8 protein-coding genes are annotated in these 12,904 nt (G+C 67.5%); 7 read left to right on the forward strand and 1 reads right to left on the reverse strand.

The genetic code is table 11. The features are described from left to right. Nucleotides 1-253: 253 nt before the first annotated feature. The 7 genes from kdpB (at nt 254) to LDO41_RS16885 (ending at nt 11,354) form a co-directional block, all read left to right on the forward strand. Entirely contained in the window at nt 254-2,359 is a 2,106-nt protein-coding gene (gene kdpB / locus LDO41_RS16855) for a potassium-transporting ATPase subunit KdpB (protein WP_223990483.1), read from the forward strand. 36 nt (nt 2,360-2,395) lie between these two features. Continuing rightward, a complete protein-coding gene (gene kdpC / locus LDO41_RS16860; RefSeq protein WP_290370895.1) occupies nt 2,396-3,022 on the forward strand; it encodes a potassium-transporting ATPase subunit KdpC in 627 nt (208 codons plus the stop codon). Between the two features lie 106 nt (nt 3,023-3,128). Further along, complete coding sequence (locus tag LDO41_RS16865; protein WP_223990186.1) at nt 3,129-6,113, forward strand: DUF4118 domain-containing protein; 2,985 nt, start codon at nt 3,129-3,131, stop codon at nt 6,111-6,113. Between the two features lies 1 nt (nt 6,114). Next, nucleotides 6,115-6,810 carry a two-component system response regulator KdpE gene (gene kdpE, locus LDO41_RS16870; protein ID WP_223990188.1) on the forward strand — a complete coding sequence of 232 codons (696 nt, stop codon included), beginning with the start codon at nt 6,115-6,117 and terminating at the stop codon, nt 6,808-6,810. A 227-nt stretch (nt 6,811-7,037) separates the two neighbouring features. Next, complete coding sequence (locus LDO41_RS16875) at nt 7,038-7,736, forward strand: tetratricopeptide repeat protein (RefSeq protein WP_223990486.1); 699 nt, start codon at nt 7,038-7,040, stop codon at nt 7,734-7,736. Further along, nucleotides 7,720-10,452 (forward strand): circularly permuted type 2 ATP-grasp protein, encoded by a 2,733-nt coding sequence (locus LDO41_RS16880; protein WP_223990191.1) that lies wholly within the window; start codon nt 7,720-7,722, stop codon nt 10,450-10,452. The genes LDO41_RS16875 and LDO41_RS16880 overlap by 17 nt, the downstream gene beginning before the upstream one ends. After that, nucleotides 10,449-11,354, forward strand: a complete 906-nt coding sequence (locus tag LDO41_RS16885) for a transglutaminase family protein (RefSeq protein WP_223990193.1) — start codon at nt 10,449-10,451, stop codon at nt 11,352-11,354. The genes LDO41_RS16880 and LDO41_RS16885 overlap by 4 nt, the downstream gene beginning before the upstream one ends. Nucleotides 11,355-11,399: 45 nt before the next feature. Here the strand turns inward: LDO41_RS16885 and gatB are convergent, their stop codons facing one another. Continuing rightward, nucleotides 11,400-12,863 (reverse strand): Asp-tRNA(Asn)/Glu-tRNA(Gln) amidotransferase subunit GatB, encoded by a 1,464-nt coding sequence (gene gatB, locus LDO41_RS16890; protein ID WP_223990195.1) that lies wholly within the window; start codon nt 12,861-12,863, stop codon nt 11,400-11,402. Nucleotides 12,864-12,904: the final 41 nt, after the last annotated feature.

Below are 12,904 nucleotides of genomic sequence, written 5' to 3' on the forward strand. Positions count from 1 at the left end.
CGCATCGACCGAGCCGTCCGCCACGCCCGCCGCCCCGGCCGCGCAGTTAGAGCAGACCCAGCAGCAACCCGCGGCGTTGACCGCCGCAACCCGGTAATTCGCGGAGAATCGCATGCAACATGATTCCACGGTAGCGCACAAGAAAACAGGCGCGACCGATAACACTCAAGGGGCCAGCCGGACTGCCGTGCAAACGTCCGCCGCCACTTCGTCAGCGTCAGGCAAGGGCCCGCACGGCCGCCCGGCGCGCGGCATGTTCGCGCCCGAGCTGGTCAAGCCGGCTATCGTCGACGCGTTCCGCAAGCTCACGCCACGCGAGCAATTGCGCAACCCGGTGATGTTCGTGGTCTACGCGGGCAGCATCCTGACCACGATCCTGTTCCTGCGCGCATTGGTGACGCCGAGCGCGGACGAGTCGGCGGGCTTTATCCTGGCCGTGTCGGTGTGGCTCTGGTTCACGGTGCTGTTCGCGAACTTTGCGGAAGCGCTGGCCGAGGGCCGCAGCAAGCAGCAGGCCGCCGCGTTGCGCGGTCTCAAGACCACGGTGACCGCACGCGTGGTGCGTGCCGGCCGCAAGGACTATCGCGCGCAGACCGCCACCGAGGCGCGCGTGGCCACCGAACTGCGCAAGGGCGACGTCGTGCTGGTGGAAGCCGGCGATACGATCCCTGGCGACGGCGAGGTCATCGAAGGCGTGGCCTCGGTCGACGAGTCGGCGATCACCGGCGAATCGGCGCCGGTGATCCGCGAGTCGGGCGGCGACTTCTCGTCGGTGACGGGCGGCACGCGCGTGCTGTCGGACTGGATCGTCGTGCGCATCACGACCAATCCGGGCGAAAGCTTTATCGACCGCATGATCGGTATGGTCGAAGGCGCCAAGCGTCAGAAGACGCCGAACGAACTCGCGCTGACGATCCTGCTGGTGGGCCTGACGCTGGTGCTGCTGCTGGCCACGGCCACGCTGCAGCCGTTCTCGCTGTACGCGGTGCTCGTGACCAAGCTCGGCGTGCCGGTATCGGTGACCGTGCTGGTGGCGCTGCTGGTCTGCCTGATCCCGACCACGATCGGCGGTCTGCTGTCCGCGATCGGTGTGGCCGGCATGAGCCGCATGATGGAAGCGAACGTGATTGCCACGTCGGGCCGCGCGGTGGAAGCCGCCGGTGACGTGGACGTGCTGCTGCTCGACAAGACGGGCACCATCACGCACGGCAATCGCCAGGCCGCGCGCTTCGTGTGCGCACCGGGCGTGACCGAGCGTCAGCTCGCCGAGGCGGCATGGCTGTCGTCGCTGGCCGATGAAACGCCGGAAGGCCGCGGCATCGTCACGCTGGCACGCCAGCAACCGGGCGCTGTCGCGCCGGAGCTCAACAACCGGACCATGGACGCGCCGGTGTTTATCCCGTTCAGCGCGCAGACGCGCATGAGCGGCGTGGACGTGACGCAGGGCAACCAGGTGCGCAGCGTGCGCAAGGGCGCGGCCGAAGCGGTGCGCCGCTACGTGACCGAGCGCGCCGGCAAGTTCCCCGAGGCCCTGGTGCAGGCGGTGGACGATGTGGCGCGTGCCGGCAGCACGCCGCTGGTGGTGGTGGAAGCTGTGAGCGTCGGTACCGAGGACAGCGTACGCGTGCTGGGCGTGATCGAGCTCAAGGACATCGTCAAGGCGGGCATCAAGGAGCGTTTCGGCGAACTGCGCAAGATGGGCATTCGCACGGTGATGATCACCGGCGACAACCGTCTGACGGCGGCCTCGATCGCAGCGGAAGCCGGTGTCGATGACTTCCTGGCCGAGGCCACACCCGAAGCGAAGCTGGCGATGATCCGCGAGTTCCAGCGCGAAGGCCGCCTCGTGGCGATGACCGGCGACGGCACCAACGATGCGCCCGCGCTGGCACAGGCGGACGTGGCGGTGGCGATGAACAGCGGCACGCAGGCCGCGCGCGAGGCCGGCAACATGGTCGACCTCGACAGCAACCCGACCAAGCTGATCGAGATCGTCGAGATCGGCAAGCAGATGCTGATGACGCGCGGTTCGCTCACCACGTTCTCGGTGGCCAACGATATCGCGAAGTACTTCGCGATCATCCCGGCTGCGTTCGCGACCACGTATCCGCAGCTGAACCTGCTCAACGTGATGGGTCTGGCCACGCCGGCCTCGGCCATCATGTCCGCGGTGATCTTCAACGCGCTGATCATCGTTGCGCTGATTCCGCTCGCGCTGCGCGGCGTGGTCTACCGCCCGCTTGGCGCCGCCACGCTGCTGCGTCGCAATCTGCTGATCTACGGGCTCGGCGGCATTCTGGTGCCATTTGTCGGCATCAAGCTGATCGACATGCTACTGGTGATGTTTGGCTGGGCCTGATTTTACGAATGCGCCCACGCAATACGGAGTAAGAACATGCAAACGCAACTGAAGACCACCACGCCGGCCCCCGCGCCGCAGGTACCCGTGCAGCAGGGCATGCTGCGCCCCGCGCTGACGTTGTTCGTCGCGCTGTCGATTGTGACCGGGCTGCTGTATCCGGGCCTCGTCACCGGCATCGGCCGCACGCTGTTTCCGCATGAGGCGGCGGGTTCGCTGATCGTCAAAGACGGCAAGGTCGTCGGCTCTGAACTGATCGGGCAGCCGTTCTCCGATCCGAAGTACTTCTGGGGCCGCCTGTCGGCCACCGCGCCGATGCCGTACAACGCGGCCGCTTCGGTGGGTTCGAACCTGGGCCCGACCAACCCGGCGCTGACCGATGCGGCCAAGGCACGCATCGATGCGCTGCGCGAGGCCGATCCGGGTAACGACAAGCCGGTACCGGTGGATCTGGTCACCGCGTCGGGCAGCGGGCTCGATCCGCAGATCAGCCCGGCTGCGGCGCAGTATCAGGCCGCGCGCGTCGCGCGCCTGCGCGGTGTGCCCGTGGCCAGGGTGGAAGCACTGATCGCCGCCAATACGCGCAGCCCGGGCCTCGACGTGCTGGGTGAGCCTGGCGTCAATGTGCTGAAGCTGAACCTCGCTCTTGATGCCATGAAGTAACCGCGTTACTTTCCCGCTTTCCTTCTTCCCACGGAAGAGGGAAGGCGGGAATCCCCGCCCGCATTTCCGCCGTGGCAGAATCGCAGCCATCTCTTCCCCGACTTCCATGACCGAACCCGTCGCCCGCCCCGATCCGGATGACCTGCTCGAACGCGTGCAGGCGGAGGGCGCGCGCGCGGCGCGTGGCAAGCTGCGCGTGTACTTCGGCGCCTCGGCTGGCGTCGGCAAGACCTTCGCGATGCTGACCGCGGCGCGCGCGCTGCGCATGCAGGGGACCGACGTGGCAATCGGCATCGTCGAGACCCATGGCCGCGCCGAGACCGAAGCGTTGCTCGAAGGGCTCGAGCGCCTGCCGATGCGGTCCGTGCCGTATCGCGACCGCGTGCTGCAGGAGTTCGACCTCGACGGCGCGCTCGCGCGGCGACCGGCGCTTGTGCTCGTGGACGAGCTTGCGCATTCCAACGCGGCGGGCAGCCGGCATCCCAAACGCTGGCAGGATATTCAGGAATTGCAGGCGGCCGGCATTGATGTCTGGACGACCGTCAACGTACAGCACCTCGACAGTCTCAATCAGGCGGTGGGCGGCATCACCGGCGTGCGCGTGTGGGAGACCGTGCCCGATGCGGTGTTCGATGGTGCCGACGAAGTCGTGCTGGTCGATCTGCCTGCCGACGAACTGCTGCGGCGCCTGCGCGAGGGCAAGGTCTATTTCGCCGAGCAGGCAAAGCAGGCCGCGCGCAATTTCTTCCGCAAGGGCAACCTGATGGCGTTGCGCGAACTCGCGCTGCGCCGCACCGCCGATCGGGTAGACGACGATGTGCGCGCGTATCGCGACGCGCGCGCGATCTCGCCCGTGTGGCGCACGCGCGAGGCCGTGCTCGCCTGCATTGGCAGCGGTGACGATGCGGAGCAGGTGGTGCGCAGCGCGCGGCGGCTCGCGAGTCAGCTCGATTGCGACTGGCATGTGGTGACGATCGCCACGCCGCGCCTGACGCCGCTTGCCGAGACCGTGCGGGCGCGCATGCAGGCCGCGATGCGGCTTGCCGAGGAACTCGGCGCGCGCACCGATACGCTCGCGGGCGACGATATGGTGAGCGCGGTGACTGGATACGTGCGCCGCCACAATCTGACCAAGGTGATCGTGGGCCGCGCGCGCACCGATTGGCCGCGTGAAGGCAACTGGCTCGAACGCGGCCGCACATCGCTCGCGCGCGTGCTGGCGCCGGCGCTGGGCGTCGGCAACCGGCTGATCGGCCGGCAGACCTTTGCCGATGCGTTGGCGATGGGCTGTCCCGAGATTGACGTGATTCGCGTGGCGGCCGACACCACGCGCGCCGACCTGCGCCCGCGTACGGCCGGCGCGGGAGCGAGCGGCGTGGAGGGAACGGTGGCGGGGGCCGCGCTGGCCGATGATGAAGCCGCTATGGAGGCCGCGGCCGCCGCGGACGCCATCAGCCGCAAGCGCTGGTACGACTACGGGTGGGCAGTGCTGTGGTGTGGCGCGGCTTCCGCGCTGTCGACGCTCACGCGCCCATGGTTCGATCAGGTCAACATCGCGATGCTGTTCCTTGCGGCCGTGGTCGGCGTGGCGTTACGTCATGGTCGTGGACCGGCCGCGCTCGCCTCGGTGCTCGCGGTTGGCTCGTTCGACTTTTTCTTTGTGCCGCCGCGCCTGTCGTTCGCCGTGAGCGACGTGCAGTACCTGCTGACCTTCGCGGTGCTGCTTACGGTGGGCCTGGTGATCGGTCAGTTGACGGCGGGGCTGCGCGAGCAGGCGCAGGTGGCCGTGCACCGCGAGACCGACGCGCGCACGCTGTACGAACTGGCACGGGAGTTGTCGGCGGCGCTGACGATCGAGCAGATCGGTGAAATCGGCAGCCGCTTTCTACGCGCCGCGTTCGATGCGCAGGCGACGTTCTTCGTAGTGGGTGCGCAAGGGCGGCTGGTGTCGCTGGCGTTCGACAGTGGCCATGGCGATGCTCGCCACGGGCGTGACGAGAATGCGCGCACATCTGCAGACCTGCACAAGGGCGAGGCCATCGACAAGGTGCTCGCGCAATGGGTGTTCGATCACGGCCAGCCAGCTGGCACCGGCACGCATACGCTGCCGGGCAGCACCGTGCTGTACCTGCCGCTCAAGGCGCCGATGCAGACGCGCGGCGTGCTGGCAGTGGAGCCACGCGCATGGCGTGCATTGGCCGCGCCCGAACTGCGGCGCCAGGCGGATGTTTTCACGACGTTGATCGCCATCGCGATCGAACGTCTGCATTATGTGGAAGTCGCGCAGCAGGCGTTGCTGTCGATCGAATCAGAACGGTTGCGCAGTTCGCTGCTGGCCGCGGTTTCGCACGATCTGCGCACGCCGCTGACCGGCCTGATCGGTATGGCCGAGACCCTGCAGCGCGCGAACCCGCCGTTGCAGGATGACGTGGCAGCGACCGTCGATGCGATGCGTGGACAGGCGCTGCGCATGCGCACGATGGTGGTCAATCTGCTGGATATGGCGCGTCTGCAGCGGCACGACGTGGCGTTGCAGCGCACGTGGCAGTCCCTCGAGGAACTCGTCGGCGCGGCGCTCGCATCGTTGCGTGATGCGCTCGCGGGCCATCGCGTACGCGTGGCGGATCTGTCGGTGCTGCCGCTGGTGGAATGCGACGGCGTGCTGATGGAGCGCGTGTTGTGCAATCTGCTGGAGAACGCCGCGAAATATACGCCGGCCGGTACCGAGATCCGTCTGCGCGGCACGCTCACCGAAGACGAAGTCCATCTGATCGTCGAGGACGAGGGCCCCGGCGTGCCGCGCGGCCGTGAGCGCCAGATTTTCGAGAAGTTCGTGCGCGGCGATAGCGAATCGTCGACCGCCGGCGTCGGCCTGGGTCTTGCGGTGTGCGATGCGATCATGCAGGCGCACGGGGGTCGCATCTGGGCGGATGCGGTGGAGGGTGCTGGTGCACGCTTCACGCTCGCACTGCCGCGCGGCAATCCGCCGGCGATCGAGCCGGAGGTCATCGATATGACCACGGAAGTCGCTAACCCGACCGAAACTGCGGACGTCGCGACGCAACCCATGCGCGACAAGGAATCTCACTGAAATGCCATTCGACTATTCGCCCACCGTCCTGCTCGTCGAGGACGAGCCGCACATTCGTCGTTTCGTGCGCGAGTCCTTGCAGGCCGAAGGCTGCATGGTGCACGAGGCGGACACGCTGAAACGCGGCCTGATCGACGCCGGCACGCGGCAGCCAGACGTCGTGATTCTCGACCTCGGCCTGCCCGACGGTGACGGCATGACGCTGATCCGCGAGATGCGGACGTGGACCGAAGTGCCGGTGCTGGTGCTGTCGGCGCGCACCGAAGAATCGGACAAGATCGCCGCGCTCGATGCGGGCGCGGATGACTATCTGACCAAGCCGTTCGGTGTGGGCGAGCTGGTCGCGCGCGTGCGCGTGTTGCTGCGCCGCCATGCCAAAGCCAATCCGCAGGGCACGCCGCAGATCGCGTTCGGCGACGTCAAGGTCGATCTCGCGAACCGGCTCGTCACGCGCGGCGAAGCGTCGATTCACCTGACGCCGATCGAGTACCGGCTGCTCGCGGTACTGATCGCGCATCGCGGCAAGGTCATGACCCATCGCGAACTGCTGCGCGAGGTCTGGGGCCCGTCGCATTCGGAGAGCAGCCACTATCTGCGTGTCTATATGGGCCATCTGCGGCACAAGCTCGAGGCCGATCCGGCGCAGCCGGCGCATTTGCTGACCGAAGTCGGCGTCGGCTACCGGTTCGCGGGGTAGTTGATGGTTATCGATGCGAGGAATGAAGCGATGAAATAAATCGCAGTCTTCATTCTTCGCTTGGATGGTTGGCGGTAACCCCACCGGGCCGATGCCATCCCCACTACACTGGCATTTGACCGGAACCGGACCGGAGTTTCCTCATGCCTGCCTTGTACTTGCCACGCGCCAATTCCGTCGCGCGCGTTTGCCTGCCTTCCTGCCTGCCCAAGCTGCGCAGCGTGGCCATGGCGCTCTTTCTGACGCTGGCGGCCACGGCGGCCACTGCCGCGCCGGGGCGTCCCGCGCCGGCGCAGGCGCAGACCCATGCGGCCGTGGCCGACTATGACGCCGGCCGCTTCGACGCCGCGTTTCAGGGGTTCGGTGCGGCAGCCAGGCAGGGCAACCGACTGGCGCAATTCAACTACGCAATGATGCTGCTGCGCGGCGAGGGCACTGTGGCCAGGCCGCAGGAAGCGCTGGTGTGGCTGCGCCGCGCCGCCGACAACCAGATGACCCACGCGCAATACACGCTCGGCGATCTCTACGAGCGCGGGCAGCTTGTGCCGAAGTCGCTCGAGCAAGCCAATCAGTGGTACGAGCGCGCCGCACAGGGTGGCCATGTGGAGGCGCAGATGGCACTGGGCACCAACTATTTCACCGGGCGCGGCGTGGCGAAGGACTACGGCAAGGCCTTCACGTGGTACAGCCGCGCGGCAACCGCGGGCGATGGCGGCGCGCAGTACATCGTCGGCAGTTACTACGAGCGCGGGGAGCCGGGCGTGGTGGAGAAGGATATCGAGCAGGCGAAGATCTGGTACGCACGCTCGGCCGCGCACGGCGACCCGGGCTCGTTGGCCAAGCTGCGCTCGTTGCTCGAGGAGTCCGTGCGCGCGAAGGGGATCACCGAGGGCATCAACAAGGGCGCCGATGCCAAAGCGATGTAGAACGGACGACCTGATGCCGCCGGCCGTGGCGCACGGCCACCATGATGAACTGCGTGCACCCGATGGCGCATTGCGCGCGTCGTGGGCACAGTTTTTCGATGCGCTGGGCATGACGCGCGCTGATGCACGGGACGAAGCTCAGATCGACACGGCGGTCGACACACCGGGTGACACCCCGGGCGACACCCTGAGCGCGCGTGCCGCGGCCGTGGCGCGTCAGGTCCGCGACAACGGCGTGACCTTCAATATTCATGCAGAGCAGGACGGCGAGAAGGACAGCGCGCGCGACTGGGCGCTGGAGTTGCTGCCGTTCCTGATCAGCGAGGAAGACTGGGCCACGATCGAGGCTGGCGTCACGCAGCGCGCGGTGCTGGCCAACGCGATCATGGGCGATATCTACGGGCCGCAGACGCTGCTGGAGCGCGGCCTGCTGCCGCCGGGGCTGGTTTTCGGTCATCCGGGCTACCTGCGCGGGCTCAAGGGGTATCACCCGCCGGGCGCCAGCTTCCTGCAGATCGTGGCGGTGGACCTGGTGCATGGCGCAGCGGGCTGGACCGTGCTCGCGCAGCGTACCGAAACTCCGGCGGGGATGGGCTATGCGCTCGAGAACCGGCTGATCGTGTCGGGCCAGCTGGCGGAGCCGTTTCGCGCGCTGCACGTCCGGCGACTGCCGCCGGTGTTCGCGCAGTTGATCTCCACGCTTACGCACCTGCCACTCGACGGCGCGACTGGGGAGCGGCACCTCGTGCTGCTGACCCCGGGACCCGCGAGCGCGATGTACTTCGAGCATGCGTTTCTCGCGCGCTACCTCGGCATTACGCTGGCCGAGGGCGGCGACCTGACCGTGCGCAACGATGTGGTCTACCTGAAGACGTTCGGCGGTCTCGAGCGCGTCGACGTGATCCTGCGCCGTGTCGACGACGTACTGTGCGATCCGCTCGAGTTGCATGGCGCCTCCGCAGTGGGTGTGCCGGGCCTGCTCGAAGCCATGCGCGCGGGCAATGTGCTGGTCTCCAACATGCCCGGCTCGGGATTTCTCGAGTCACCGGCGTTGCATGGATTTCTGCCGGGGATGTCCGAGGCGTTGCTCGGCGAGTCGCTGCGGCTGCCGGGCGTCGATACGTGGTGGTGCGGCGAGGCCGCCGCGCGGGCGCGCGCCTTCGACGCGCTGGGCGAGGCCTACATCATGCCGACGTATCCTGAACACCTCGCGGACAACCCCGCCCCCGCCAACGACCCCGCTGATGACCCCAACGAGGCCGCTGGGGGTGGCGAGCGCGAGGATGTCGATGCAGCCATCGACTGCGAGACCCTGCCGGGGCAGGAACGCGGCGTGCAGCGGCTGGCCGACTGGCGCGCGCGGATCGAGGCGATGCCCGATCGCTACACGATCCAGGCACCGCTCGCGCTGTCGCATTCGGCATGCTGGGAGCCAGACGATTGCCGCATGAGCTCGCGCGCGGCCCTGCTGCGCGTGTACGCCGTGGCGGATGGCAATGGCGGCTGGCAGGTCATGCCCGGCGGGTTCACGCGACTGGCGCCGCCTGGATGCGCCGAGGTCTCGATGCGCACCGGTGGCACCAGCGCCGACACATGGGTGCTGTCGACGCAGCCGATCGGCGCCACGCCGCTGGCCGCGCGCAGCGGCCTGTCGCCGCCCGCCGCGCAGGCCCAGGCTGCGCTTACGGTGTCCAGCCGCGCAGCCGAGAATCTTTACTGGGGCGGCCGCTATGCGGAGCGCGCCGAAAACACGGTGCGGTTGTGCCGACAGATGCTGGGGTCGATCGAGAGCCACGAGGAAACCGACGAGAACACGCTGGCGATGATCGGCAGCCTGGCGCGCTGGTTCGGCCTCGTGCCGGAAGATGCGCCATCGCCCGCGGCGTCGATGGCGGGCTTCGAACGCGCCCTCGTGATGACGCTGGCGGACCCTTCGGGCGACTCGGGCGTGATGTATGCGCTCGCGGGGCATGCGCGCGCCGCGAGCCAGATCCGCAACCGGCTGTCGAACGATCACTGGCGCACCATCCTCGCGGCGCGCAACGATTTCCGCGTCGGGATGTCAGCTGCCCTAACGTCATCGACATCGTCCACGCCGGGGGCAAACGGCGGCGCGGTGGGCTACGACCGCACGCGCGTGCTGGCCGCACTCGATCACCTGAGCATGCAGCTCGGTGCCATCAGCGGCGCGCAGGGCGATCGCATGACGCGCGACGAAGCGTGGCGGCTGGTCTTTATCGGCCGGCATATCGAGCGTATCGGCGGACTCGCGCCGATGCTCGAGACCGCGGTCGAAACCGGCGCGCTGCTCACGCGCGGCGGGTTCGACCTGCTGCTGCACCTGTTCGACAGCACACTCACGTTTCGCTCGCGTTACCCGGGCCGTACCGATATCACCGCGCTCGTGGAGCTGCTGGTGATCGAGCCATCCAATCCACGTGGACTCTATGGCGTGCTCGAGCGCCTGCGCGACAAGCTCGCGCAGATTCCACCGGGCGCCACCGGCCAGGCGCGCGTACGACTCGTCGAGATGTTGCCGCCGGCTTCGGCGCTGCCATCGCTCACGCGACTCGTGGAAGCGGACGCGGATGGCCGTCATGCGCGGCTCTCGGCGCTGTGCGATCACCTCGGCGAGCGTATGGCGCGCGTGTCCGAGGAGATCGCCTCGCGCTACTTCAGCCACGCCGGTGCCGCGCCGGGGCGTGAATTGCCATGAGCGACATCGCCCTCACCAAACTCACCACGCTCGCGGTGCAGCACATCACGACCTATCGTTACGCGCACCCGGTCGAGCTCGCCCAGCAGCGCGCCGTGGCGTCGCCATCCTCGTATCCGTGGCAGACGGTGCATGCGCACGAGATTGCGATCCAGCCCGCGCCGTCGCATCAACATATGCGCACCGATGCGTTTGGCAATCGCGTGCTCCATTTCATGCTCGACGTGCCGCACGAGACAATGTGTCTGAGCGCATCGAGCCTGGTCACCCTGCAACCGCGCTGGCATGGTTTCGACGCGGCGCGCAGCCTGCCATGGGAAGCCGCCGCGCAGTGCCTGCGGTATCAGGCGGGGCAGCCTTTCCATCGCGAGACCGAATTCGTCTATGCCTCGCCGAATGTGGCACTGGACGCGGAAATGCGCGCCTATGCGCAGGGCAGCTTCGGTCCCGGCGTGACGGTAGCCGCGGGCGCGATCGACCTGATGCATCGCATTCACGCGGACTTCGCCTATCACAGCGAGGCCACGGAAGTGCATACGCCCGCGCGCGAGGCGTTCGCGCTGCGCAGTGGGGTGTGTCAGGACTTCGCGCAGGTGATGATCGGCTGCCTGCGCTCGCTGGGGCTCGCGGCGCGCTATGTGAGCGGCTATCTGCTGACCGATCCGCCGCCGGGTGAGGCACGCCTGCTCGGTGCCGATGCATCGCATGCGTGGGCCGGCGTCTGGTGCCCGACGCTCGGCTGGATCGACCTCGATCCGACCAACGACGTGCTGGCCGACACGCGCCACGTCACGCTCGCGATTGCGCGCGACTACAGCGACATCCCGCTACTGCATGGCGTGATTGTCGGGGGCGGGGAGCATACGGTGGAGGTGCAGGTCAGCGTGGTGCCGCAGACCTGAAGATTCGCTCCCCTCTCCGGAGAGAGGGGAGGATGCTGACAGCGATCAGCCGAGCTTCTTCTTCAGCAGCTCGTTGACCTGCGCGGGGTTGCCCTTGCCCTTGGTGGCCTTCATGGCCTGACCCACGAGCGCGTTGAACGCCTTCTCCTTGCCGGCACGGAACTCTTCGACCGACTTCGCGTTGGCCGCGAGAACATCGTCGATGATCTTCTCGAGTTCGCTGCTGTCGGACATCTGCTTGAGGCCCTTGGCCGCGATGATCGCGTCGGCGTCGCCGTTCGACTCGCCGGCCCACATCGCCGGGAATACATCCTTCTTGGCGGTGTTGTTGCTCACGGTGCCGTCGGCGATGCGCGCCAGCAGCTTTGCAAGCTGCGCCGGGCTGACCGGTGCCGCGTCGATCGCGATACCGTCGCGGTTCAGCTGCGACGCCACGTCGCCCATCAGCCAATTGGCCGCGGGCTTGGCGCTGGCGGCACCCACCTCTGCGACCACCGCTTCGTAGTACGCGGCCTGAGCCTTGCTCGAGGTCAGCATGCTCGCGTCGTATGCGGACAGACCGTACTGCGACACGAAGCGCGCCTGCATCGACGCGGGCAACTCGGGCAGGCTCTCGCGCACGCGCTCGATCCATGCGTCGTCGATCTCCAGCGGCATCAGGTCCGGATCGGGGAAGTAGCGGTAATCGTGCGCGTCTTCCTTGGTGCGCATCGCGCGCGTTTCTCCGGTGTCCGGGTCGAACAGCACCGTGGCCTGCACGATCTTGCGGCCGTCCTCGATCTCGCCGATCTGCCACTGCACTTCGTATTCGATCGCCTGTTGCAGGAAGCGGAACGAGTTCAGGTTCTTGATCTCGCGGCGCGTGCCGAATTCCTTCTGGCCCACCGGGCGCACGGACACGTTGGCATCGCAACGGAAGCTGCCTTCCTGCATGTTGCCGTCGCAGATGCCAAGCCAGACCACGAGCGAGTGCAACGCCTTGGCATAGGCCACGGCCTCCGCGGCGCTGCGCATGTCGGGTTCGGTCACGATCTCGAGCAGCGGCGTGCCGGCGCGGTTGAGGTCGATGCCGGTCATGCCGGCAAAGTCCTCGTGCAGCGACTTGCCCGCATCTTCTTCGAGGTGCGCGCGCGTCAGTTGCACGGTCTTCTCGTACACGCCCTGCTTGCTTTCCACCTGAATCGTGATGGTGCCGCCCTGTACGACGGGAATCTCGTACTGGCTGATCTGGTAGCCCTTCGGCAGATCGGGGTAGAAGTAGTTCTTGCGCGCGAAGATGCTGCGCGGCGCGATCTTCGCGCCGATCGCCAGGCCGAACTCGATCGCGCGCTCGACGGCGCCCTTGTTCAGCACCGGCAGCACGCCCGGCAGCGCGAGGTCCACCGGAGAGGCCTGTGTATTGGGCTCGCCACCGAAGGCGGTGGAGGTGCCGGAGAAAATCTTGGAGACCGTGGAGAGCTGGGTATGCGTCTCCAGGCCGATCACCACTTCCCATTGCGTGGTATGCATGGCGGTATTCCTGTACGTGTGCGGGTGTTCTGTGTCTGGTG

The organism is Cupriavidus pampae (genome assembly GCF_914271485.1).
GTDB lineage: Bacteria > Pseudomonadota > Gammaproteobacteria > Burkholderiales > Burkholderiaceae > Cupriavidus > Cupriavidus pampae.